Annotated in this window: 24 protein-coding genes; 13 read left to right on the forward strand and 11 right to left on the reverse strand. The window is 64.2% G+C overall.

What is annotated here, in order from left to right:
* The first annotated feature begins 144 nt into the window (after nucleotides 1-144).
* On the forward strand, nucleotides 145-1128 hold the full coding sequence (locus ACCQ15_RS07715; RefSeq protein ID WP_184420639.1) for a CAP domain-containing protein: 984 nt from the start codon (nucleotides 145-147) through the stop codon (nucleotides 1126-1128).
* 10 nt (nucleotides 1129-1138) lie between these two features.
* Here ACCQ15_RS07715 and ACCQ15_RS07720 read toward each other — a convergent pair whose 3' ends face one another.
* Nucleotides 1139-2461, reverse strand: a complete 1323-nt coding sequence (locus ACCQ15_RS07720; protein ID WP_372381396.1) for a hemolysin family protein — start codon at nucleotides 2459-2461, stop codon at nucleotides 1139-1141.
* A gap of 283 nt (nucleotides 2462-2744) precedes the next feature.
* Between ACCQ15_RS07720 and ACCQ15_RS07725 the strand changes: the two genes are divergently transcribed.
* Entirely contained in the window at nucleotides 2745-4148 is a 1404-nt protein-coding gene (locus tag ACCQ15_RS07725; RefSeq protein ID WP_136733829.1) for a class II fumarate hydratase, read from the forward strand.
* A gap of 128 nt (nucleotides 4149-4276) precedes the next feature.
* On the opposite strand, the gene ACCQ15_RS07730 is transcribed toward ACCQ15_RS07725, so the two are convergent.
* The 7 genes from ACCQ15_RS07730 to ACCQ15_RS07760 form a co-directional block, all read right to left on the reverse strand.
* A complete protein-coding gene (locus ACCQ15_RS07730) occupies nucleotides 4277-4699 on the reverse strand; it encodes a hypothetical protein (RefSeq protein ID WP_014089812.1) in 423 nt (140 codons plus the stop codon).
* A gap of 363 nt (nucleotides 4700-5062) precedes the next feature.
* Nucleotides 5063-5593 (reverse strand): DUF2884 family protein, encoded by a 531-nt coding sequence (locus tag ACCQ15_RS07735; RefSeq protein ID WP_280297457.1) that lies wholly within the window; start codon nucleotides 5591-5593, stop codon nucleotides 5063-5065.
* A 34-nt stretch (nucleotides 5594-5627) separates the two neighbouring features.
* Nucleotides 5628-6446, reverse strand: a complete 819-nt coding sequence (locus ACCQ15_RS07740; protein WP_280297458.1) for a DUF4097 family beta strand repeat-containing protein — start codon at nucleotides 6444-6446, stop codon at nucleotides 5628-5630.
* 10 nt (nucleotides 6447-6456) lie between these two features.
* On the reverse strand, nucleotides 6457-7443 hold the full coding sequence (locus ACCQ15_RS07745) for a hypothetical protein (RefSeq protein WP_011346978.1): 987 nt from the start codon (nucleotides 7441-7443) through the stop codon (nucleotides 6457-6459).
* On the reverse strand, nucleotides 7440-8315 hold the full coding sequence (locus ACCQ15_RS07750; protein WP_005913764.1) for an ABC transporter ATP-binding protein: 876 nt from the start codon (nucleotides 8313-8315) through the stop codon (nucleotides 7440-7442). Before ACCQ15_RS07750 ends, ACCQ15_RS07745 begins: the two co-directional genes overlap by 4 nt.
* Complete coding sequence (locus ACCQ15_RS07755) at nucleotides 8312-8674, reverse strand: GntR family transcriptional regulator (RefSeq protein ID WP_003483692.1); 363 nt, start codon at nucleotides 8672-8674, stop codon at nucleotides 8312-8314. Before ACCQ15_RS07755 ends, ACCQ15_RS07750 begins: the two co-directional genes overlap by 4 nt.
* A gap of 2 nt (nucleotides 8675-8676) precedes the next feature.
* Nucleotides 8677-8925, reverse strand: a complete 249-nt coding sequence (locus ACCQ15_RS07760) for a hypothetical protein (protein ID WP_074038585.1) — start codon at nucleotides 8923-8925, stop codon at nucleotides 8677-8679.
* Between the two features lie 133 nt (nucleotides 8926-9058).
* Between ACCQ15_RS07760 and ACCQ15_RS07765 the strand changes: the two genes are divergently transcribed.
* From ACCQ15_RS07765 to ACCQ15_RS07815, 11 genes are all read left to right on the forward strand, one after another.
* Nucleotides 9059-9616 carry a glutathione peroxidase gene (locus ACCQ15_RS07765; protein WP_011346979.1) on the forward strand — a complete coding sequence of 186 codons (558 nt, stop codon included), beginning with the start codon at nucleotides 9059-9061 and terminating at the stop codon, nucleotides 9614-9616.
* Nucleotides 9617-9646: 30 nt separating this feature from the next.
* Nucleotides 9647-9832: a hypothetical protein gene (locus ACCQ15_RS07770; protein WP_223866235.1), complete on the forward strand. Its 186-nt coding sequence runs from the start codon at nucleotides 9647-9649 to the stop codon at nucleotides 9830-9832.
* Nucleotides 9750-10673 carry an FKBP-type peptidyl-prolyl cis-trans isomerase gene (locus tag ACCQ15_RS07775; RefSeq protein WP_372381551.1) on the forward strand — a complete coding sequence of 308 codons (924 nt, stop codon included), beginning with the start codon at nucleotides 9750-9752 and terminating at the stop codon, nucleotides 10671-10673. The genes ACCQ15_RS07770 and ACCQ15_RS07775 overlap by 83 nt, the downstream gene beginning before the upstream one ends.
* A gap of 25 nt (nucleotides 10674-10698) precedes the next feature.
* Nucleotides 10699-12048 carry a UDP-glucose dehydrogenase family protein gene (locus tag ACCQ15_RS07780; protein ID WP_218489366.1) on the forward strand — a complete coding sequence of 450 codons (1350 nt, stop codon included), beginning with the start codon at nucleotides 10699-10701 and terminating at the stop codon, nucleotides 12046-12048.
* Nucleotides 12041-12277, forward strand: coding sequence for a SlyX family protein (locus ACCQ15_RS07785; protein WP_008576524.1), 237 nt, complete (start codon nucleotides 12041-12043; stop codon nucleotides 12275-12277). Before ACCQ15_RS07780 ends, ACCQ15_RS07785 begins: the two co-directional genes overlap by 8 nt.
* Nucleotides 12278-12295: 18 nt before the next feature.
* On the forward strand, nucleotides 12296-13030 hold the full coding sequence (locus ACCQ15_RS07790) for a DUF2058 domain-containing protein (RefSeq protein WP_014089817.1): 735 nt from the start codon (nucleotides 12296-12298) through the stop codon (nucleotides 13028-13030).
* 331 nt (nucleotides 13031-13361) lie between these two features.
* Nucleotides 13362-14213 (forward strand): transporter, encoded by an 852-nt coding sequence (locus ACCQ15_RS07795; RefSeq protein WP_031421979.1) that lies wholly within the window; start codon nucleotides 13362-13364, stop codon nucleotides 14211-14213.
* A 137-nt stretch (nucleotides 14214-14350) separates the two neighbouring features.
* Nucleotides 14351-15526 carry a LacI family DNA-binding transcriptional regulator gene (locus tag ACCQ15_RS07800; protein WP_218502493.1) on the forward strand — a complete coding sequence of 392 codons (1176 nt, stop codon included), beginning with the start codon at nucleotides 14351-14353 and terminating at the stop codon, nucleotides 15524-15526.
* Between the two features lie 13 nt (nucleotides 15527-15539).
* Complete coding sequence (gene fucP / locus ACCQ15_RS07805) at nucleotides 15540-16850, forward strand: L-fucose:H+ symporter permease (protein WP_008576532.1); 1311 nt, start codon at nucleotides 15540-15542, stop codon at nucleotides 16848-16850.
* Entirely contained in the window at nucleotides 16847-17833 is a 987-nt protein-coding gene (locus ACCQ15_RS07810; RefSeq protein WP_218506882.1) for a carbohydrate kinase family protein, read from the forward strand. The genes fucP and ACCQ15_RS07810 overlap by 4 nt, the downstream gene beginning before the upstream one ends.
* Nucleotides 17830-19035 carry an AGE family epimerase/isomerase gene (locus ACCQ15_RS07815; RefSeq protein ID WP_046935174.1) on the forward strand — a complete coding sequence of 402 codons (1206 nt, stop codon included), beginning with the start codon at nucleotides 17830-17832 and terminating at the stop codon, nucleotides 19033-19035. Before ACCQ15_RS07810 ends, ACCQ15_RS07815 begins: the two co-directional genes overlap by 4 nt.
* A gap of 141 nt (nucleotides 19036-19176) precedes the next feature.
* Here the strand turns inward: ACCQ15_RS07815 and metH are convergent, their stop codons facing one another.
* From metH to ACCQ15_RS07830, 3 genes are all read right to left on the reverse strand, one after another.
* Nucleotides 19177-21930 carry a methionine synthase gene (gene metH / locus ACCQ15_RS07820; protein WP_057681567.1) on the reverse strand — a complete coding sequence of 918 codons (2754 nt, stop codon included), beginning with the start codon at nucleotides 21928-21930 and terminating at the stop codon, nucleotides 19177-19179.
* A gap of 166 nt (nucleotides 21931-22096) precedes the next feature.
* Nucleotides 22097-23227 carry a homocysteine S-methyltransferase family protein gene (locus ACCQ15_RS07825; RefSeq protein ID WP_014089821.1) on the reverse strand — a complete coding sequence of 377 codons (1131 nt, stop codon included), beginning with the start codon at nucleotides 23225-23227 and terminating at the stop codon, nucleotides 22097-22099.
* A complete protein-coding gene (locus tag ACCQ15_RS07830; protein ID WP_011346987.1) occupies nucleotides 23224-24219 on the reverse strand; it encodes an ArsR/SmtB family transcription factor in 996 nt (331 codons plus the stop codon). The genes ACCQ15_RS07825 and ACCQ15_RS07830 overlap by 4 nt, the downstream gene beginning before the upstream one ends.
* Between the last annotated feature and the right edge of the window lie 50 nt (nucleotides 24220-24269).

The following is a 24269-nucleotide window of genomic DNA, read 5'->3' on the forward strand; positions in this document are numbered from 1 at the left end:
ACGGTGGGGCCAGCATTCTACGCCGCCAGGGCCGCGGGCAGGCCCGCCGCACTGGAAAGTGGATTGCCAGGCCCACGCCAGCGTGGGCTGAATGGCGGGCTATCTGCGCGGCAGAGACGCCCGACATGGCGCGAGCTGCACTTTATGGTAGAGCTCCCCGCGCTGTTCCGGCCTGCCATGCGCCCGATCTTCGCTCGTCTCGCCTTCGCGATCTTGCCCGCCGCGCTGCCCGCCACCGCGCAGGATGCCGACTTCGCCGCGCAGGCGGCGGCGCTGTATCGCACCCGGCCAGCGATCGCCGGCTGCCGGGCCGGCGAGTTGCAGCCGGCGCAGCGACAACGCGTGCTGGCGCTGATCAACGACATCCGTCGGCTGCACGGTCTCGACGCGGTCGACGACGACCCGGCGGCCGAGCCCGAGGCCACCCAGGCGGCCTTGGTGATTGCCGCCAACGGCCGCCTCAGCCATGCGCCGACGCCGGACTGGCGCTGCTATTCCGGCAGCGCGGCCAAGGGCGCGCGCCGCAGCCTGATCTATGGCGGGGTCAGCTCGCCGCTGCTGCGTTTTTCCAGCGCCGATGAGATCGTGATCGAGTGGCTGACCGACGCCAACAACGTCAGCGCCGGTGGATTGGGACACCGGCGCTGGCTGCTGGATCCGTTTCTGCAACGCGTCGCCTTCGGCATGGTGGCCGGCCGCGATGGCGCTGCGTTCAGTAGCGGTGCCGCGCTGCGCTTGGTTCCGACGGTCGGCGTCGCCGCACGAACGCGCGAGGATTTCGTCGCCTGGCCGATCGGCGAGTACCCGGGCCGGTACTACGCCGACGATGCGTTGTTGTCGTTTACCGCCTTGCCGGACCGCAAGCGCAAGTTCGCCAATCGCGATGTCGACTACGCCGATGCGCAGGTGGAGATCCGCGCGCGCGATGGACGCCAGCTGCAGGTGCGCAACCTGAGCGAGGACCACGAAGGTTTCGGGGTGCCCAACAGCCTGCAATTCCGGGTGCCGCGCTTGCAGCCGGGTGTGATCTACGACGTGACCATCCGCGGGGTGCGGTTCGGTGGACAGTCGCGCGATTACCGTTATTGGTTTCGCATCGGCCAATCGCCTCGCGCGTCCACCGAATGAATCGACGACATCAGCTGGCCGCATCGACGGCTTCGCCCACCGGGCGCACCGTGACCGCCTGGATGCGGTGGCCTGCCATGCGCCGTACGGTCAGCAAGTGGCCATCCAGTTCCAGCGTTTCGCCTTCCTCGGGCAGGCGCTGCAGCTGATGCAGGATCAGCCCGCCGACCGAATTGACGTGGTCCGGCGCGCTCAGGTCCTGACCGAGCAGGCGTTCCAGGCGGAAGATCGAGGTGCTGCCGGCGACCAGCAGCGAGCCGTCCTGGCCACGGATCGGGGCATCGCGCACCACATGGCGGTGCTCGTCCTCGATGTCGCCGACCACCACTTCCAGCAGGTCTTCCAGGGTGAAAAAGCCCAGGATGCGGCCTTCTTCTTCCACGCACAGCGCCAGATGGGTGGTGCCGGCGCGGAATTGCTCCAGCGCGTTGGGAATCGGCGTTTCCAGGGTCAGCACGGTGGGAGGGCGCAGCAGCGGGCGCAGATCGTCCAGGTTCTGGCCGCGTGCCATTGCCACCAGCAGATCCTTGGTGTGCAGGATGCCCAGCACCTGCTCGCCATCGGCATCGAACCAGGGGTAGCGGCTGTAGCGCGACTCACTGAATTCGGCCAGCACCGCTTGCAGGGTCATGCCTTCGCGCAGGCTGCGCAGGTGCTCGCGCGGACGCATCAGGTCGCCGGCGACCAGATCCGGCAATTCCAACGCGTGGCTCATCAAGGCCAGCCCCTGGTCGGGCGCTGCGGCGTTCGGGTCCTGGCGGCCGACAATCAGCATCAATTCCTCGCGTGAATAACGATGCGAGTGGTGTTCCACTTCGCCCCAGCCGAGCAGGCGCAGAAAGCGGTTGGCGCTGGTATTGAGTACCCAGATGGCCGGGTACATCAGCCAGTAGAAAACGTACAGCGGCGCGGCGGTCCACAACGACATGCGTTCCGGGCGGCGGATCGCCATGGTCTTGGGCGCCAGTTCGCCCAGCACGATGTGCAGGAACGAAATCAGGCTGAAGGCGATTGCCAGTGCGGTGAATTGTGCCGCTTCCGGCGACAGGCCCAGCGTATCGAACAGCGGTTGCAGCAGATGTGCGAACGCCGGCTCGCCGACCCAGCCCAATCCGAGCGAGGCCAGGGTGATCCCGAGCTGGCAGGCCGACAGATACGCATCCAGATGGGCGTGCACCCCGAGCAGCAAGCGCCCACGCCAGCCGTTGGTTTGCGCCAGGCCCACCGCTTGCGTGTGCCGCAGCTTGACCAGCGCGAATTCGGCGGCGACAAAGAACCCATTCAACAGCACCAGCAACAGCGCGACCAACAGGAGCAAGACGTTACCTAACATGTCCGCCCCCGTGCGCTGCAGGAGCGGTACATCTGCGTGCTAGCGCATGTGCGGTGGAGGTGCGGGGTATCCCGGCAACAGATGTGGCGTTTGCGTTTCTACAGTCAGGCTCGTCGCCCATGGCGGCTTGGCATCTCGTCATGATCAACAGGCAGTCTAGCCGACAGCGTGCGACGACATCGTCGCAACGCGGCGAGCGAGTATCGTAGACGGCGTCGCCAGCGTGGGTACGCCCGCCGCCAGCCATCGATCACCACAAGTCAGCAATGTGCGGAGAGTGCAGATGAGCGAACGTTTCAGGACCGAACACGACAGCATGGGCGAATTGCAGGTACCCGCCGATGCGCTGTGGGGCGCGCAGACCCAGCGCGCGGTGCAGAATTTCCCGGTGTCCGGGCAGCCGATGCCGCGTGGTTTCATTCGCGCGCTGGGCTTGATCAAGGCCGCGGCAGCCGGCGTCAACGCCGAGCTTGGATTGTTGCCCAAGTCGATCGGCAAGACCGTGCAGGCCGCCGCGTTGCAAGTGGCCGAGGGTCGCTTCGATGCGCAGTTTCCCATCGATGTGTACCAGACCGGTTCGGGCACCTCGTCCAACATGAATGCCAATGAGGTGATTGCCACCTTGGCCACGCGTGCCGGCAAGGATGCGGTGCATCCCAACGACCACGTCAATCTCGGCCAGAGTTCCAACGATGTGGTGCCCACCGCCATTCGCGTGTCTGCATTGCTGGCTGTGCAGGAACATCTGCAACCGGCGCTTAAGCATCTGCGCAAGACCATCGACAAGCGCGCCAAATCGCTGGACAAGATCGTCAAGACCGGTCGCACGCATTTGATGGATGCGATGCCGCTCACCTTTGGGCAGGAGTTCGGCGCGTGGTCGGCGCAGCTGAGTTCGGCGCAGGAGCGTGTCGACGACGCGCTCAAACGCTTGCGACGCTTGCCGCTGGGAGGTACGGCGATCGGGACCGGCATCAATGCCGACCCGCGCTTCGGTGGCAAGGTGGCCAAGGCCTTGTCCAGCCTGAGCGGAGCCAGGTTCGAGAGCGCGGAAAACAAGTTCGAAGGCCTCGCCGCGCAGGACGATGCGGTGGAGCTGTCCGGTCAGCTCAACGCGCTGGCGGTGGCGCTGATCAAGATCGCAAACGACTTGCGCTGGATGAATGCCGGACCGCTGGCGGGACTGGGCGAAATTGAACTGCCGGCGTTGCAGCCTGGCAGCTCGATCATGCCGGGCAAGGTCAATCCGGTGATTCCCGAAGCCACCGTGATGGCGTGCGCGCAGGTGATCGGCCACCACACTGCCATCACCATTGCCGGGCAAACCGGCAACTTCCAGTTGAACGTGACCTTGCCGCTGATCGCCTACAACCTGCTGGATTCGATCAACTTGCTGGGCAATGTTTCGCGTCTGTTGGCCGACACGGCCATTGCCGGGCTGAAGGTGCGTCAGGAGCGCGTCCGCGAGGCGCTGGATCGCAACCCCATTCTGGTGACGGCACTGAATCCGATCATCGGCTACGAAAAAGCCGCGGCCATCGCCAAGCGTGCCTACAAGGAGCAGCGGCCGGTACTGGATGTAGCCAAGGAAGACAGCGGGCTCGGCGAAGCGGAACTGCGGCGATTGCTCGACCCGGCAGCCTTGACGCGTGGCGGTATCCAGGCCGGCGGCGGTGGCGGGGGCTGATCACCGCAGTGCATATGGAGGAGCGCACCTGTGCGCGATGAGGCGTGATCGGTAACTGCTCATCGCGCGCAAGCGCGTCCTGCGGGTCTCTTGCTGCTTCTGGCCGCTGGGCTGACGTGCGCTGGGCGTCAATGCCGCTCGGCTTGCAGGTTACTAAAACTCTCGCGATACGGCTGCAGCGACGGAATTTCATCCAGCAATTCCCCACTGAGCGTCTGGATCTGCGGCGTGGCGGTCAGCTTGATCGACTTGTATTCCGGATCCGGGCCGGCCTCGTTCACCGCCTGCTGACGCAACATCTGCAGGTGGCCGAACAGCAACTGCAGCTTGGCGCGTGTGGCTTCTTTCTGAGGCAGCGCGATGTCGTCGATCTTGAGCGTGCCGTCGGGGGTGATTTCGGCATTGGCAGCCGGCGGGCGGCGGATCATCACCGACTGCGTGGTGACCGCAACGCGCGGCTTGCCGCGTTCGGCGCGGCGAGACGACTGGTCGCCGCAGGCAGCAAGCGTGCACAGCAGAAGCGCCATGCAGAGCATCACGAACTTGTTCATGGGGTCGATGAAGTGAGGGAAGCGCATTAGTGTAATCCCGCTCCGGTCTGCGGATCGGCAAAGCGGCCGTCCGGTGCCTGCCAAAATGTCGCAGGGCGTCGATGCGTTTGGTTACCGTGCACGCATCGCCGGTTCGAAGCGCGTTCCGGCCCGCCGATCAGCGATGGCACGCGCCATGCGAACAGCTGCGCAGGCGGTGCGATACGCAGTTGCTGAGCGTTGCGGATGGAGGCGCTGCCACCTGCCTGCGAACGGTCGTCAACCAGCGTGTGGCGCACCGGCGTCGCAGTGGACGATCGGCACATGCCGAGCCGCGCCGACGACGCCCGCCCGGCGGTGCGCGTCGTCGGTCTGTCGGGCCATCTACTTGCGGCAATCGTCGATGTCGTGCTGCGTCAGGGTCGAGTACGGCGCAAAGGCCGGCACCAGGTGTGCGGCTGCATCCTGTGCGGTGCGCAGCGTGGCCAGCTGATCGCAGATCTGCAGGGCCTTGTGCTTGAAGGTGTCTGCCTCGGCCTCGATCTTGTCGCCGATCTGATCTGAGTTGCCGCTGAGCACGCCCTTGATCGCTTCGCCTGCGGCATGTGCGCCGAACGCCGCGCCCTGGGTGCCGATGTCGATGTCCTTCTTGGCCACGCCTTGCACCTGCGCGTAGTAACTGCGCATCGCCTGGCGTTGCGCCTCATTCAAGTCCACCGGCTTGCCGTCGATGCTGAGCGCGCCATCGACACCGATGGTGGCGGCCGGCAAGCCATCGCGCTTGAGCGTCAGGCTCTTGCCGATAAAAGTCACGCCGGCACCATTGGCCTGGCCGGAGACGTTGACGGTGGGTTCGGACTTGCCGCAACCCGCCAGCAACACGCTCATCACTACCGCCGAAACAAGCAATTTCATCAGCAATTCCCCCACATCCTGAAAGAAGTCGTCGTCATTTGTCTGTCGGTACCCGGGTGCTGCCGGAGACCTCGCTCACATCGATATCGCCGCTGCCCTTGTGCGCCACGCTCAGATCGCCACGCACCTTGCGGACATTCAACGCGCCGGAAGCGACCGACTCCACGTTGACATTGCCTTGCACATCGCGGATATCCACATCGCCCGAGCCGATCGTGCCGATCTTGATGTTGCCTGCGACGCCGTGCAGCTTGATCTCGCCGGACTGCACTTTCGCCACCTCTACCGCACCGTGCACCTCACGCGCCTTGAGGTCGCCCGAGCCCACTGCCAGCACGCGCAGCGCGCCCAGATCTTCCAGCTCGACATCGCCGGAACCCACCTTGGCGGTCACGCGGCCCTTGGTGTGACGAATGGTCATGTCGCCCGAACCCACGTCGGCGCTCACTGCGGCGGCCCCGTTGATCTGCGCATCGCCGGAACCCACGTCAAATTGCACCAGCATCGTGTTGGGCACGCTGCCGCGCAGGTCCAGGTAGGAATAGCTGTTGCCGAAGGAAAACCGGCGGTCATCGTTCAAGCTCACCACCAGCTTGTCGCCGACGCGCTTCTGGGTCACGGTCAGGCTCTTGAGCAATTCGGCCCTGGCAGCACAGGCGCGCCCGCCCAGTTTCCCGCCGCCGCCGGGCGAGGCGTCCAGATGCAGGTCGTTGGAAGCGACCTCGAACAGGACCGACTTCACGCCGGTCAGTTGCAGGTCCAGGCTGCGTGGTTCGGAGAACTTGCACTGCTCCTCTGCCGCTGCAACACCGGGCAATGCGAGCAGGATGGCCAGGCTCAGGGTCAGGCGCATGGGAGGTCCCTCAGGCTTCGGAGCGCCGACGGCGCAGGTAGATGGAAGCGGCGATCAAGGCGATACCGACGGCTGCGCCAATCCAGATGTCCGCGCTGCCATAGACGCGCGTGCTGTCGGTGTGCTGCAGGGCCCATTGCACCAGGTCGCTGGGGCTTTGCAGGGTGCTGCTGTCCAGGTTCCCGCTGACGGCAAGTGGCGACCAGGTGCCGGGCAGGGCGCTGAGCAGGCCACGGTAGCCGACGATGTACCAGATCCAGCCGATCGGCAGCGACACGCCCGGCATCGCCGAGAGAATGCTCAGCATCACGCAGGCCAGCAGCGGAAACAGCACCGCCCACAGGAACGGCTTGCTGTTGGCCCAGGCCGAGCAGAACATCAGCCAGCCCACGGTCGGCAGTGCCCACAACAGGCTCATCGGCACGGTCTTGAGCAACAGCCACAGCAGCGAGAACGGATGTGAATGTGTCGCCAGCGCCCAGGGGCTGGGCACGCCGGCAATCAGGGCGCCAACGATGGCGATCAGCCACAGCGCCATGCCGACCGCCGCACCGATCGCGATGGAGATCAGCGGCGCCAGCAGCAACGCCCAGGCAGCCTTGGACAACACGGTCTGCACGTCCGATACCGGCAACGATTTCCAGAACAGCACGCTGCGGTCGCGGCGATCGTCGTACAGGCTGCCGAGTGCGTAGAAAAACACCACGAATGCCAGCACCACCGAGGCGATGCCGATGCCGCCCAGCAGCAGGCCGTCGCCGACCTGGCCCAGCGTGCGCGTGTATTCGGCCAGATCGTCCATCGTGATGCTGTCGCCGACCATGTTGCGGCGGGCGCTGATCGCACCGATCACCGCGCCCAGCAGCGCGAAGAACACCGCGATGCCGCCGGTGATGAACTGCGCCCACACGAAGCCGCCACGGTGCTCCCAATATTCGCGTTTGAGCAGCCAGGCGAAGGTGCGTGCGGGTGATGCTTGGTTGGTCACTGCATTCATGCGTAGGTCCCCTTCATGACCGCAACAAACAGGTCGGCTAGGCCGGGATTGCGGGTTTCGCCAAAACGGGCGAGTTGCTCTTTCGGCGCGCCATCGAACAACATCACGGTCTTGCCGAACGGCAGGCCGCGCTCGTCGATCGGTTTCAGGGCGCGCGCTGCATCCAGCTGGTCGGCACCGACCAGGACTTCGGTGTAGCGCTCGGAGACGCTTTCCATGTCGGCGGTGAGCACGATGCGCCCGTCGCGGATGAACATCACATCGGTGAGGATGTGTTCGATCTCTTCGACCTGGTGGGTGGTGACGATGATGGTCTTCTGCTCGTCGAAGTAATCCTCCAGCAGGCGCTGGTAGAACTGCTTGCGGTAGAGGATGTCCAGGCCCAGGGTCGGTTCGTCCAGCACCAGGATGCGTGCGTCGATGGCCATCACCAGCGCCAGATGCAGCTGCACGATCATGCCCTTGGACAACTCGCGCACCCGCGATTTGCGGTTGAGCTGGGTATTGGCCAGGAAGCGCTCGCACTTGGCGCGATCAAAACGCGGATGCACGCCGGCGACGAAGTCGATCGCTTCGCCGACCCGCAGCCAGCGCGGCAGCACCGCCACGTCGGCAATGAAGCAGACCTCGTTCATCAGCGCATTGCGCTGGGTGCGCGGATCCATGCCCAGTACCTGCAACTCGCCGGCGAAATCGGTCAGCCCCAGCACCGCCTTGAGCGCAGTGGTCTTGCCGGCGCCGTTGGGGCCGATCAATCCAATAATGCGGCCGGCGGCGATGGTGAAGCTGGTGTTGTCCAGCGCGAGCCGATGCTTGTAGGCCTTGCGCAGGCCACGTGCGTCGACCACATGGTCGGAGGAGACGGCGGTCATGGTGTTTTTCCCTGTGGCAACAGATCGTCGATGGACAGTCCCAGGCGCTGGATCCTTTCCAGCACGGCGGGCCATTCTTCATTCAAGAAACGCTCGCGTTCGCTGCCACGCAGCTTCTGTGCGGCCTCCGGGGTCATGAACATGCCCAGGCCGCGGCGTTTCTCCACCAGGTTCTCGTCGGCCAGTTCCTGGTAGGCGCGCGAGACGGTGATGGGGTTGAGTTGGTAATCGGCCGCCACCTGGCGCACCGAGGGCAGGGCATCGCCGGGCTTGAGAATTCCATCGAGCATCATGGCAATCACCCGTTCCTTGAGTTGGCGGTAGATGGGAGCGCCGTCGCTCCACTGAATGTCGTTCATGATCAGCTCCGTGGGCGCAGGGCCTGCGCGAAGGAGAAATAGGGCATCGACAGCGAGGCGCGCACATGCCGGCCAGGCCGGGAACGCGCTTCGGGGGGAGTTGTCGCGTTTTCCGTAACCGCCTCCGACACGCCATAATCGGCGTCGGACTCCGTCACCTGACTGGAAGCGGCTCCCAGGCAACCAATGGCAAACAGGGTGCTGCCGAACAGCAACAGCGGAACTGGTCGCGTCAAGCGTGTGCTGTTCATGCTTTCCCCTGCGTTGGGTGACTGGTGTTGTATTCAACTATAACACCGACACGCAGGCAGTCAACTGTTTGTCATCCCCAACTGATGGCACCCCTTATCGGTGCGCCGCCTCAACTTTCGAAGGGCATTGCTCATGTTGCTCAATCGTCTGCTAGCTCTTGTATTGACTGGCTTTTTTGCAACATCCGCGTTCGCTGCCGGCACTCCGGTACTGGATGTGGAATACCGGCCGCTGGCCGGCAAGACGCCAATCAACCTGAACCGTACCTACGGCGGCAAGGTTGTCATGGTGGTCAACACCGCCAGCAAGTGCGGCTTCACCCCGCAGTACGAAGGGCTGGAAGCGCTCAACCAGCGCTTCGGCAGCCGCGGCTTCACGGTGCTGGGTTTTCCATCCAACGATTTCCAGGGACAGGAACCGGGATCGGAGAAGCAGATCCAGGAATTCTGCACGCTGACCTATGGGGTGAAGTTCCCGATGTTCGAAAAAGTCCATGTGCTGGGTGCGCAGGCAACGCCGCTGTATCAGCGCCTGACCCAGGCCACTGGCGTGGCGCCGGGCTGGAACTTCCACAAGTATCTGATCAGTCGCGATGGCCGGGTGGTTGCGCAGTTCCCCAGCAAGATCAAACCGGACGATCCGAGCGTGCTGGCAGCAATCGAACGCGAGCTCAAGGCACCGGCGCACTGAGCGCTCGCATCGCCGCGCGCGCATGCGACAATGCGCATTCAGCGCCATCGGTGGCGTGTCTTTTCACTTTTGGGAAGTGCATCGAATGAAGATGGGAAAGCGCGGCGCGGCGGCGTCGTTACTGATGGTGGCAATGTCGGCATCGATGCCGGCGATGTCGCAGCAACCGGCCGCAGCGGCCACCAAGGAGAAGCCAGCTTTGAATGCATCGTCTGACAAGAGCACGCGCGAGGACATGAGCTACGCCATCGGTATGGACGTGGCACGTTCGTTCGAGCCGATTGCTCAGGACATCGATGTGAACGCGATGCAACGCGCCATCGAAAATGCATTCAAGGGCGGCAAGCCGCTGTTGTCGGATGAGCAGACCCAGGCCACCGACACCGCATTGCGTACCGCGCTCGCTGCCCGCAATGGCCAGCAGGTGCCAGGCATGGCGCCGGGCGCCGCGCCGGCCGCACCGTCCAAGGAAAATGTCGGCCTGATGCTCGGCGATCGTGCGGTTGGTCCGTCGCTGGCCGGCATCAAGGACGAGATCGATCTGTCGATCCTGATGGAAGCGGTGCGTACCGTGTTCGCCAAGGGCACCACGCGTCTGACCCAGCAGGAAGCCGCAGCCACCATGCAGGCATTCGCCTCTGCCAAGCAGGGTGCCGCCGCTGCCAACAATCGCAAGCAAGGCAATGAGTTCCTTGCCAAGAACAAGACCGAGAAGGGCGTGATCACCACCGCGTCCGGCCTGCAGTACATGGTGTTGCGCCAGGGCAGCGGCGAGCGCCCGATGCGGACCAGCAAGGTGCGTGTGAACTACGAAGGCAAGCTGCTCAACGGGCAGGTCTTCGACAGTTCCTACCAGCGCGGCCAGCCGGCGGAGTTTGGTCTGGATCAAGTCATCCCCGGTTGGACCGAGGGCGTCGCGTTGATGCCGGTCGGTTCGAAATACCGTTTCTGGATTCCGTCCAACCTGGCCTATGGCCCGAACGGCACGCAAGGCGGGCCGATCGGACCTGACGCAACGTTGACGTTCGATGTCGAGCTGATGGGTATCCTTCCCTGATCTTCCGCGGCAGGCATTCCATTCCATGCGCGTTGCGATCTTCGGCACCGGCTACGTGGGTCTTGTGACCGGTGCCTGCCTGGCCGAAGTGGGGCACCAGGTCGTCTGCGTGGATATCGATCAAGCCAAGCTTGATGCCCTCAATCGCGGGCTGATTCCGATCTATGAGCCCGGCCTGGAGCCGATGGTGAAGGCCAACCATGCCGCCGGCCGGTTGCGCTTCACCAGCGATGCGGCTGCAGCCATCGCGCATGGCGAGATCACCTTCATTGCCGTCGGCACGCCGGCTGACCAGGACGGGAGTGCCGACCTGCAATACGTGCTGGCAGTTGCGCGCACGGTGGGCCGGCATATCGACGGCCCGGCGATCGTGGTCAACAAGTCCACCGTGCCGGTCGGCACCGCCGACAAGGTGCGCGTGGCGATCCAGGAAGAACTGGCCGCGCGCGGGGTTGCGCACGAGGTCGATGTCGTCTCCAACCCCGAATTCCTCAAGGAAGGCGACGCGGTGGCCGACTGCATGCGCCCGGACCGCATCGTGATTGGTGCCAAGAAGCCGGCGGCCATTGCGCGCATGCGGCGGCTGTACGCACCGTTCAACCGCAATCGCGATCGCATCGTGGAAATGGACGTGCGGTCGGCCGAGCTGACCAAGTACGCGGCCAACGCGATGCTGGCGACCAAGATCAGTTTCATGAACGAGATTGCCACCATTGCCGAGCGTGTCGGTGCCGACGTCGAGCACGTGCGCAACGGCATCGGTTCGGATCCGCGTATTGGCTGGCACTTCATCTATCCCGGCGCCGGCTACGGCGGCTCGTGCTTCCCGAAGGACGTGCAGGCATTGGCCAAGACAGCCGAGCAGTACGGCATGCGGCCGACCCTGCTCGAGGCAGTGGAAAGCGTCAATAACGCGCAAAAGGGCCATCTGTTCGAATTGGTGCAGCGGCATTACGGTGCCGAGGGCACCGGCAGTGTGGCCGGCAAGACCTTCGCGGTGTGGGGTCTGGCGTTCAAGCCCAATACCGACGACATGCGTGCTGCGTCCAGCCGTCGCCTGATGGAACAGTTGTGGGAAGCCGGTGCCACCGTGCGCGCCTACGACCCTGAAGCCACTCGCGAAGCCAGGCGCATCTTCGGCGAGCGCGATGATCTGGCGTATTGCGACGATGCCTTTTCTGCACTGGAAGGTGCCGACGCCCTGGTCGTGGTCACCGAGTGGAAGCAGTTCCGCAGCCCGGACTTCGGCAAGATCAAGCAGGCCTTGAAGGACGATGTCGTCTTCGACGGCCGCAACCTTTACGACCCGCAGGAGATCGAAGCCGCAGGTCTGGCGTACTACGCCATTGGACGAGGCCGTTCGTTATATGCATGAGCAACTCCCGCTGCACGACCGCGCGCTGGAAGCGCGGTTGATCGAATTGGAAACGCGCCTGTCCTTTCAGGAGCAGGCGCTCAACGAACTGAGTGAAGCACTTGCAGACGCCCGTTTGACGGGTGCACGCAACGCCGAACTGATCCGCCACCTGCTCGAGGATCTGGGCAAGGTGCGCTCCACATTGTTTGCCGATGCAGCGGACGAACCGCCGCCTCCGCACTATTGATTGCAGATTGCCGCCGCCATGAGCGATACCTTACGTGACCAGTTGCTTGGGTTGGGCTTCAAGTCCGCGCCCAAGCCCGAACGCAAACCCGACGCACGGCCTGCAGCGCGTGCACATGGCAATGGCGGCAAGCCAGCACCCGGAGGGAATCGGCCGGGCCAGGGCAGGGGACCGCAGCGACCGCATGCCGCCGCGTCAACCGACGGCAATGGCGAGCGCAAACCCGCTGGCAGGCCCGAGCGTCGGCATGACGGCAAGCCCGGCGCAGCGCCGCGTCCGCAGCATGCCGCTGCAGACCGTCACGGCCCCCGGCCGGCACGCACGCGCGAAGATATCGATCTGGCCAAGGCCTATGCGATTCGTGCGCAGCGCGAGAAGGACGAGCGCATCGAAGCCGAGCGAGTGAAGCAGGAAGAAGCACGCCTGCGTCGCGAAGCCAAGGCCAAGCTCGAAGCGCTGGTGAAGGACAAGGGTTTGAATGATGCCGCTGCGGATATCGCCCGGCATTTTCCGTATGGCGGCAAGATCAAGCGCATCTACGTCACCGCCGATCAGCTCAAGGCGCTCAACGCCGGCGAGCTGGGTGTGCTGCAACTCAACGGACGCTATCTGCTGGTGACTGCCGAGCTGCTTGCCGAAGCCGAGGCGGTGTTCGCCCCATCGGTCGCCTTGAAGGTGGACCCGAACGCACCAGCGGGCGATGACCCGTACGCTGATCCGAAGTATCAGGTGCCCGACGACCTAGTCTGGTAGAACGCCCGATGCGTGGTGTGTGTTGTACATGGGCACCTGCGGGTGCCCATTTTCATTGCATTTTCCCCAGGCAATAGGCGCGTAGCCACCGCGCAAGCCAGAGGGCGGTCATCGGATTGTCTGGCGCAGAATGCGGGTTGGTTGCTTGACCATGGTGCTTCATGCAAGGCCATCGGGGCTCACCCCGACCGCTGGCGCGGAAGACAACACGCAGCGCGACGCTATACAAGCCGGTCACGGGTGGCGCGGCACCATGCGCGCCGTTACGTGTCGATGCAGGCCGGCGCCTTTTGCCGCGCCCTCGTCCCTGCTCGGTTGCTCCGTCCTGCCAATGGTGCTGCATATGTCCCTGTCGTCGAAATTTCTGACACTCAACGTCGTGGCGGCCGTCGACAGTCGTGCCTTCAGTCGCGTGCCGGTGCCGGTGCAGGCGCCGCGCCGAACGGCGTCGGCCTTGGTGATGCTTGCGCTGTGCGTGGCTAGCGGGCACGCCGCCGCGCAGACAGACGATGCGCCGGCGTTCGACCGGCCGGGCATTCCATTCGCTGCGGAGGCGTTGCAGCCAGGTGCGTTTGCCTGGGAGCAGGGCTTGCCGGATGCAAGTACCGACCGCAGCGACGGGCAGCGCACGACTCAATACACCGCCGACACGCTGCTGCGTCTGGGGTTGTTCCAGAATGTCGAACTGCAACTCGGGAGCGACAGCTATAACTGGCAGCATGGTGGGGGCGTGCGGGTACGTGGCGGCGGGGATAGCAGTGTCGGATTGAAGGTGGCCTTGCCATCGCGTTCGGAGAGCTTTCATTGGGCTGCGCTGGGCACTTACAGCATCCCGACCGGCAGCCCGGCCTTCAGCGACGGCTACTCGCGCGAACTCGGTGTGACTGCATCCTGGGATCTGGCGCAGCAGCGTGCCATCGCGTTGTACGTCAATTACGCGCGCGATGACGACGGGCACACCTGGACCTTCGCGCCCAATTACACGTTTTTTTCCGGCGACCATTTCAGTAGCTATGTGGAAGCGGGCGTGGACACCGGCAGCGCGCATTCGCGCGTGGCCGGCGCGGGTGGCGCCTGGCAGCTGCCGCATGCGATGCAGCTGGATGTGTCGGTGTTGCGGGGACTGACCTCGGAAAGCCCGGACTGGCAAGGTGGCATCGGGCTATCGATCGCGTTTGAGTGACTGGTGCGAACCGCCGCTGTCGGATCACTGGCCAGTCGGTGCGTTGACCTGGGCTTGGCCTCTTGCGAAATGAAGTATGTTGCACTGCCGCATGCATTGACTGCGCGGAAGAGGCCTAATTGGATCGATCCAATTTGATGCCACTGCATGCGTCTTTTTTCCACCGCAAGGCTCGCCACGTGACGCCAGCCAAGCCGACACCCGAGATGACTGCGGACGATGGTACGCCGGGCGCGCGGCGCGGCGCGGTGACGCTACGCGATATCGCCAGCGCCATCGGTGTCTCGCGCGCGACGGTGTCGCTGGTGCTGCGCGGGAGCCCGCTTGTGCATGCGAGCACGCGCGCGCGCGTGGAGGCCGAGTTGGATCGGCAGAATTACGTCTACAACCGCGCCGCGGCGAATTTGCGCCAACGCACCTCGTCCAGCGTCGCGCTGGTCATCAACGATTTGTCCAACCCGTTTTTTGCCGAGTTCGCCGCCGGTGTGGACGAGGCACTGGGCGCAGCCGGCTATGTCACCTTGCTCGGCAGCACCGGCGAATCGACGCAGCGTCAACAGGCAGTGCTGACCTCGCTGATGGAGCACACGCCGGCGGGCATCATCCTGTCGCCGGCCGAAGGCAGCCAGGCGCAGGCGCTGACCCAGGTGCTCGGCCGCCAACGCAACGTGGTGCTGTTCAATCGCGAGGTGGAGGGCGCGCAATGGGATCTGCTGGCGCTGGACAACGCACAAGGCGCGTTCGAGGCCTGCTCGCACCTGATTGCGCAAGGTCATCGGCGTATCGTGTTCTTCGGTGGGCATGCCGCATCCAGTTCCTGCCGGCAGCGTCGCGCCGGCTACGCGCGCGCGATGCAGGAGGCGAACCTGGAAACGCATTACGTCGAGTCGGCTCCAAATCGCCAGGACGCCGCACTGTGCGGGGCGCGCTTGCTGAGCAGTGCGGCGCAGGCTGCGACTGCAGCGGTCTGCTACAACGACAGCGTTGCGCTTGGTTTGATGGCGGCCCTGGCCAGGCACGGCATCGTGCCCGGCCGCGACTTTGCGGTGACCGGCTTCGACGACATCGCCGAAGCGGCTCTGTTTACGCCTGCATTGACCACCTTGGCTGCAGACCCGCGTGCACGTGGCAGGCAGGCTGCGCAGCTGGTACTGCAACGCATCGGTAGCCCCGAGCTCGCCGCACAACAGCTGACCGCCGCAGTTGCCTTGAATATTCGTGCGAGCAGCGCCTGCGGACCGACATCGCGAATGTCATCACCTCCCCCAAGCGGTCCATCCGCCCATTCCCCCACCAAGGCCTCAGGCCGCTGACCAGGCAATCCCTATGGTTTCCCTTTCCACGCAATCCTCCGTGCCCAGCGGCAACAAGGCGCCCGTCAACAACGGCGTCGCGTTGTCGGTGGTCACCACGATCTTTTTCATGTGGGGCTTTCTGACCTGCCTCAACGACATCCTGATCCCGCATCTGAAGGCGGTGTTCGAGCTCAATTTCGCGCAGGCGATGCTGGTGCAGTTCACCTTCTTCGGTGCGTACTTCCTGATGTCGCTGCCGGCCGGTTGGCTGGTGAATCGGTTGGGCTACAAGCAGGGCATCGTGGCCGGGTTGGCGGTGGCGGCGGTCGGCGCGCTGGGTTTCTGGCCGGCGGCGGAACTGCGCGTGTACAGCGCATTTCTCGGCGCATTGTTCGTGCTGGCCACCGGCATCACCATCCTGCAGGTGGCCGCCAATCCCTACGTCGCCTTGCTGGGGCCCGAGCGCAGCGCCTCCAGTCGCCTGACCCTGGCCCAGGCGTTGAATTCGCTCGGTACCGCGATCGCGCCGCTGTTGGGCGGCTGGTTGATCCTCTCCAACACGGTGATGAGCGGCGACCAGCTGAAGGCCCTGCCGGAAGCCGAGCAACTGGCTTATCGCGTGCAGGAAGCGCAGGCCGTGCAAGGCCCGTACATCGGGCTGGGTATCGTGCTGTTCTTGCTGGCGATTTTCGTGTTCTTGTTCCGCCTGCCGGCACTGACCGACGCCAGCGCACAGAAAGACGACAGCAAGCATTCCTTGCTCGATGCCTTGCAACACCCGCATGTGCGCTTCGGTGTGTTGGCGATCTTCTTCTATGTAGGCGCAGAAGTGGCCATCGGCAGCCTGATGGTCAATTACTTCTCGCTGCCGCAGATCGGTGGGTTCACCGAGCGTGAGGCAACCAAGTACGTGTCGGCCTACTGGACGCTGGCGATGATCGGCCGTTTCATCGGCTCGGCGCTGCTGGCCAAGTTGTCGCCGCGCGTGTTGTTGTCGGTGTTCGCGGCCATCAATGCGGTGTTGCTGGGCCTGACCATGGCTAGCGGCGGCATGTTGGCGGTATATGCGCTGGTGGCGATCGGCCTGTTCAATTCGATCATGTTCCCCACCATCTTCACCCTGGGTATCGAACGGCTCGGCCCGCTGACCGGGCGCGCGTCGAGCCTGCTGATCATGGCCATTGTCGGCGGTGCGATCGTGCCGTATCTGCAAGGGCTGCTGGCAGACAGCATCGGCCTGCATGAGTCGTTCGTGCTGCCGTTGCTGTGCTACCTGTACATCGTGTTCTACGGTATCTGGGGCTCGCGGTTGCGCGGCGCACTGGCGGAGGCACGCGCATGAGTGCGACCAAGCATCAGGTAGTGTGTTTCGGCGAAGCGCTGATCGACATGCTGGCGTTGCCGCAGGCCGGCCCGGACCAGGCGCGTACCTTCGCGCAATATGCCGGCGGTGCGCCGGCCAATGTCGCCGTTGCGGTGGCGCGCCTGGGGGGTGCTGCGCATTTCGTCGGCATGCTCGGGCGCGACATGTTCGGCGATTTCCTGCTGCAAAGCCTGCAGCAGTCCGGCGTGGCGACCGATGGCATCGTGCGCACCGATCAGGCCAAGACTGCGTTGGCGTTCGTTGCGTTGGACGACGCGGGCGAACGCAGTTTCAGTTTCTACCGTCCACCGGCAGCGGACCTGTTGTTCCGTCCCGAGCACTTCGCCGCGGACGGGTTTACGCAGGCAGCGGTATTGCATGTGTGCTCCAACAGCATGACCGAGCCGCAGATTGCCCAGTGCACGCTCGACGGCATGCGCCGTGCGCGCGCCGATGGCGCCATCGTCAGCCTTGACCTCAACCTGCGCCCGATGCTGTGGCCGCAGGATGTCGATCCGGCGGCGTTGCTATGGGAGGCGCTGGCGTTGGCCGATGTGGTCAAGCTTTCGCGCGAGGAGCTTGAGTATCTGGCGGGAACGCTCGATGGCGATGCCAGTGCGGTCACGCAAAAGCTGTGGCAGGGCAGGGCCAGTTGGTTGCTGGTCACCGATGGCGGCGGACCGGTGCATTGGCAGACACGCACCGATGCGGGCCAGGTGCCGGCGTTCCAGGTGCAGGTGCGCGATAGCACCGCCGCTGGCGATGCGTTCGTCGGCGGGCTGCTGTATCAGCTGGCAACGCGTGCTGCATCGCTGGAGCAGCTATGCGGCGATTCCGCGGCAATCAATGAGGTGATTCGGTTTGCTGCCGCGGTCGGCGCGCTGGCGGTGACGCGCAAGGGCGCGTTCGCGGCAATGCCGAGCATCGATGAAGTCCATTCCTTGATCCAGGAACAATCATGAGCCGCTTGCCTGCAACACCCGCACCCGATTTCCGTTCGGCTGACGTCTTGCGCCAGCACATCGCCGACACCATGGCGTTCTACCATCCGCGCGCGATCGATCCGGCAGGTGGGTTTTTCCAGTATTTCCGCGATGACGGTTCGATCTACGATGCCGGGCATCGGCACCTGGTCAGCAGTACGCGCTTCGTTTTCAACTACGCAATGGCCTACCGCGAGTTCGGCGATGCTGCGTATCTGCAGGCGGTACGTCACGGGCTGGACTATCTGCGCAATGTGCATCGCAACCCGCAAACCGGCGGTTATGCGTGGACGCTGCGCGATGGCGTGGTCGAAGACGACATGAATCACTGCTACGGCGTGGCGTTCGTGTTGCTGGCGTATGCGTGTGGTTTGAAGGCCGGTGTCGATGAGGCACGCGCGTGGATGGACGAGACCTGGCAACTGCTGGAGAAGTACTTCTGGGACGCGGAGTTCGGGCTGTACCGCGACGAAGCCGATGCGCAGTTCAACTTCACCAGCTACCGCGGCCAGAACGCCAACATGCATATGTGCGAAGCGATGATCGCCGCGTACGAAGCCAGTGGCGAGCAGCGTTATCTCGATCGCGCACTGGTGCTCGCGGAGAACATGACCCGTCGCCAGGCAGCCAAAGCCGATGGGTTGGTGTGGGAGCATTACGATCTGCAGTGGAATATCGACTGGGATTACAACCGCGACAATCCCAAGCACCTGTTCCGCCCGTGGGGTTTTCAGCCCGGCCATCAGACCGAATGGGCCAAGCTGCTGATGCTGCTGGATCGCTATGCGCCGGCCGACTGGTTGCTGCCGACCGCGCAGCATCTGTTCGACGTGGCAGTGGAGCGCTCATGGGACACGCAGCGCGGTGGGCTGTATTACGGCTTCGACCCTGACGGCAATGTCTGCGACGACGACAAGTATTTCTGGGTGCAGGCCGAGTCGTTGGCCGCTGCTGCATTGCTGGCGCAGCGCAGCGGCGACGATCGCTACTGGCAGTGGTACGACACGCTGTGGGCCTATTCGTGGGCGCACATGATCGACCATCAGTATGGCGCGTGGTATCGCATCCTGGATGCGGACAACCGCAAGTACAGCGATGAGAAAAGCCCGGCGGGTAAGACCGATTACCACACCATGGGCGCGTGCTACGAAGTCTTGAACGTGTTGCGGCCGGCTGCTTGATGCTGGCGTGATCCAAGCGCCGCCGCGCAATGCGGTGGCGTTGCCGCGTAGGAGCGCACCCGGGCGCGATGAGGCTTTACCGATAAGACCCCCCATCGCGCCCGGGTGCGCTCCTACGATATCTGCGGTCAGCAGATGCCCTTACTCCGGGTCGTAATCCAGATTCGATGCCAGCCAACGCTCGGCCAATGCCAGCGTGATGCTCTTGCGCTTTGCATAATCGGCCACCTGTTCCTTGCTTAGTCGCCCGACCACGAAGTATTGGCTCTTGGGATGGCTGAAGTAATAACCGGAGACCGCGGCAGTGGGCAGCATCGCAAAGCTTTCGGTCAGCGACATGTCGGCGTTGCGCTCGGCATCGAGCAGATCGAACAAGGTGCGTTTTTCGCTGTGTTCCGGGCAAGCCGGGTAGCCGGGAGCCGGGCGAATGCCGCGATAGCGCTCGGCGATCAAGGCTTCGTTGTCCAACGCTTCGTCCTCCACATAACCCCAGAACTCGGTGCGCACGCGTTGATGCAGCCGCTCGGCCAGCGCCTCTGCCAGACGGTCGGCCAACGCCTTGAGCAGGATGGAGTTGTAGTCGTCGTGCGCGGCTTCGAACCGGGCCACATGCGCATCGATACCGATGCCGGCAGTGACCGCGAACGCGCCGATCCAGTCTTGCTTGCCGCTGCTCTTGGGAGCGACGAAATCGGCCAGGCAGAAGTCGGGGCGGTCGATGGGCTTGTCGACTTGCTGGCGCAAGAAGTGCAGGGAATGGGGGATGGAGAATCGGGAATGGTCGAGTGTGCGGGCATCGCCTTGCAATTCCCGGTTCCCGATTCCCGATTCTGCCGGCTCCGTCAGGACGACAACATCGTCTCCAACGCTATTTGCCGGCCACAGCCCGAACACGGCCTTGGCCGTCAGCCACTTCTCTTCGACGATGCGCTTGAGCATGCGGCGTGCGTCGCGATACAGCTCGCTGGCTTGGGTGCCGACGATTTCGTCGCTGAGAATCGCCGGGAACTTGCCGGCCAGTTCCCATGCCTGAAAGAACGGCGTCCAGTCGATGAGTTCGATCAGCTCCTGCAACGGGTAGTCGTCGAAAACGTGGATGCCTGGCTGGCGTGGGGCCGGTGGAGTGTAGGTGTCCCAATCGCCGTCGAAGCGCTGCGCACGGGCTTTTTCGAGCGACACCAGGCGCTTGGCATCGCCGCGGTTACGGTGGCGTGCGCGGATTTCCGCGTAATCGGCATCGTTGGCGGCAACGAAGGCCTGGCGCAGGTCGCGCGAGATCAGCGACTGCGCCACGCCCACGGCACGCGAGGCGTCCTTCACCCACACGGTGGGCGCGGTGTAGTGCGGGTCGATCTTCAGCGCGGTGTGCGCGCGCGAGGTCGTTGCGCCGCCGATCAACAACGGAATGTCAAAGCCCTGCCGCTGCATCTCGCGCGCCACATGCGACATTTCTTCCAGAGATGGCGTGATGAGGCCGGACAGCCCGATCAGATCCGCGTTTTCTTCGCGAGCGCGATCCAGGATCACCTGCGCCGAGACCATCACGCCCAGATCCACCACATCGAAGTTGTTGCAGGCCAACACCACGCCGACGATGTTCTTGCCGATGTCGTGCACGTCGCCCTTGACGGTGGCCATGATGATCTTGCCGTTGGACTTGCCGACATCGCCGGTGCGCAGTTTTTCCGCTTCGATGAAGGGCAGCAGATAGGCCACCGCCTTTTTCATCACGCGCGCGGACTTGACCACCTGCGGCAAAAACATCTTGCCGGCGCCGAACAAATCGCCCACCACGTTCATGCCGTCCATCAGCGGGCCTTCGATCACGTCCAGAGGGCGCGTGGAATGCCGGCGCGCTTCTTCGGTGTCGGTTTCCACGAATGCGTCGATGCCGTGCACCAGCGCATGCGCCAGGCGCGCACGGACCGGCTTGTCGCGCCAGGCCAGGTCTTCGACTTTCGCCGCGCCCTTGGTGCCCTTGTAGCGCTCGGCGATTTCCAGCAGACGTTCGGTGCCGTCGCGGCGTCGGTTGAGGATCACGTCCTCCACGCGTTCGCGTAGTTCCGGATCCAGCTCGTCGTAGATCGGCATGCCGCCGGCATTGACGATGCCCATGTCCATGCCGGCCTTGATCGCATGGAACAGGAACACCGAGTGGATTGCCTGGCGTACGGTTTCGTTGCCGCGGAAGGAGAACGAGACGTTGGAAACGCCGCCGGACACATGGCAGTGCGGCAGCGTGTCCTTGATGATGCGGGTGGCTTCGATGAAGTCCACCGCGTAGTTGTCGTGCTCTTCGATGCCGGTGGCCACGGCAAAGATGTTCGGGTCGAAGATGATGTCTTCCGGCGGAAAGCCAACCTGCTCGGTCAGCAGCGTGTAGGCGCGCGTGCAGATCTCGACCTTGCGCGCGCAGGTGTCGGCCTGGCCCGCCTCGTCGAAGGCCATCACCACCGCGGCGGCGCCGTAGCGCAATACCTTGCGGGCGTGTTCGATGAACACTGCTTCGCCTTCCTTGAGCGAAATGGAGTTGACCACGCTCTTGCCTTGCAGGCATTTCAATCCCGCTTCGATGACGCTCCACTTGGACGAATCCACCATCACCGGAATGCGCGCGATATCCGGCTCGGACATGATCAGGTTGAGAAAGCGCGTCATCGCCTTCTCCGAATCGATCAGGCCTTCGTCCATGTTGACGTCGAGGATCTGCGCACCGCTGTCCACCTGCTGCCGCGCGACCTCCACCGCTTCCTCGTAGCGCTCCTCCTTGATCAGCTTGCGGAACTGCGCGCTGCCGGTGACGTTGGTGCGCTCGCCGACGTTGACGAACAACAGGTCCGGCGTAATGACCAGCGGCTCAAGGCCGGACAGGCGGGTGTAGCGGGGAGTGCTCATGCAAGGCTCTGCTGGACGATGACGGCGCGATCGGTCGTGGTGAGTAGGTGTTCACGGCCCGGCCCTGGGGCGCGGTGCAATGCAGCCCTCATCCGGCGCTGCGCGCCACCTGCTCGCGCAGGCGGGAGAAGGTGCGCAAAGGGTGGATGAGGGTGAGCCTGACGCATCACGCCGCCAGCTCTGGTGCGCCAGGCAATTGCCGCGGTGGCAGATCGGCGACCGCTTCGGCGATGGCGCGGATATGGTCCGGCGAGGTACCGCAACAGCCGCCGACCAGGTTGAGCAGGCCGGCCTGTGCGAATTCGCGTAGCGTGGACGCCATTTCTTCCGGCGTCTCGTCGTATTCGCCGAAGGCATTCGGCAAGCCGGCGTTCGGATGCGCGCTGACATACGCGTCGGCGATCTGCGCCAAGGTTTCCACGTGCGGGCGCAGATCCTTGGCGCCGAGCGCACAATTCAAGCCGATCGACAACGGCCTGCCGTGCGCGACCGATGCATAAAACGCTTCGGCAGTCTGTCCGGACAAGGTGCGCCCGGATGCGTCGGTGATGGTGCCGGAGACCATCACCGGCAAACGCCCGCCGCGTGCCTCGAAGACCTCTTCGATCGCATACAACGCGGCCTTGGCGTTGAGCGTGTCGAAGATGGTTTCCACCATCAGCGTATCCGCGCCGCCATCGATCAAGCCCTCGATGGCCTCGCGATAGGTTTCGCGCAGTGCATCGAAACTGGTGTTGCGGTAGCCGGGATCGTTGACATCGGGGCTGATGGAAGCGGTACGGCTGGTGGGCCCGAGCACGCCGATCACAAAGCGCGGTTTGTGCGGAGTCAACGCCTCGACTTCGTCGCAACAGGCGCGCGCGACTTGCGCGCCCGCCTTGTTCAACTCGTACACCAGATGTTCCAGGTGATAGTCGGCCTGGCTCACCGACGTGGCGTTGAAGGTATTGGTTTCCAGTAGATCGGCACCTGCATCCAGATAGGCGCGATGAATGCCGGCAATGATCTGCGGGCGGGTCAACAGCAGCAGATCGTTGTTGCCCTTCAGATCGTGGCCCTGCGGTACGTGTGCGTGGTCGCAACCGGGGCCGTGCACGTGCGCACTGTCGTAGCCCTCGGCAAAGCGGGTGCCGCGATAATCGGGCTCCTGCAGGTCGTGGCGCTGGATCATGGTGCCCATCGCGCCATCGATGATGAGGATGCGCTCGGCAAGCGCGGCGGTGAGCTTGGCTGCGCGCTCGGGACGTAGCCAGGGCAGGGCATGTGCAACGGGGGAGTGGAGTGCTGCAGGCGTCATGATGCGATGCTCCGTGAGACAGCGGCGCTGCGGTCGGCGATTCCCGAATCCCGATTCCCCATTCCCGGCTTCACAGCAATCAACGAGATCACTTCGAAATGGGGCGGGCGCTTTTCGCGTGTCACCGTCTCCAGGCTGGAGACGTCCAGCCCGGCTTTTTCAACGAACTTGCGCAGCTCCTTGGCAGCAAACCCCAGATTGACGTGGCCGTACGCATGCACCGCGGCGCGGTGTTCGTGCTTGGCCAGGCTGCACAGCAGCAGGCGGCCGCCCGGGCGCAGCACGCGCGCCGACTCGGCCACCGCCTGCGCCGGTTTGGCCGCGTAGGTCAGCGCGTGCATCAGCACCACCAGGTCGAAGCTGGCATCGGGGAATGGCAGCGCATGCATGTCGCCTTCGCGCACTTCCACGTTGCGTAGTTTGCGCAGGCGCTCGCTGGCGGCCGCAACCACGCGCGCGCTGGTATCGATGCAGATATAGCGGGTGGCATGCGGTGCCACCAGTTCGGCCAGCACGCCGTCGCCGGACGCGATATCGAGCACGTCGCCGGTTTCCAGCAGGGGCAGGGCGGTGCGCGCCAGCGCTTCCCAGGTGCGTCCGGGCGAGTAATGCCGCTCCATGTCGCCTGCCACCGAATCGGCCCAGTTCTGGTCCGCGGCACGGTTGGCCAACACCGCGGCCACGCGCTCGGCATCCTGGCGCAACAACGGATCGTCGCTGCCGGTGCTCAGTGCCAGCCATAGCGCGCGCTGCGCCGGGTCCAGCGACACTTCGTCGAAGCGGTAGTACGCCGATACCCCGGCGCGGCGGTCGCGGACCAGCCCGGCTTCCTTGAGTTTGGCCAGGTGCGTGGACACCCGCGGCTGCGCCAGCCGGGTGATGGCCGACAGCTCGGCCACGGTGAGTTCTTCCTGCTCCAGCAAGGCCAGCAGGCGGACTCGGGTGGCGTCGGCGAATACCTTCAAGCGGGCCGACCAGTCTTCCAGATCCATGAATATCTCTATATCGCGATATGGAGATATTTTCGGGCCGGCGGCAGGTG

This window comes from Xanthomonas sp. NCPPB 1754 (assembly GCF_041475725.2).
GTDB lineage: Bacteria > Pseudomonadota > Gammaproteobacteria > Xanthomonadales > Xanthomonadaceae > Xanthomonas > Xanthomonas euvesicatoria.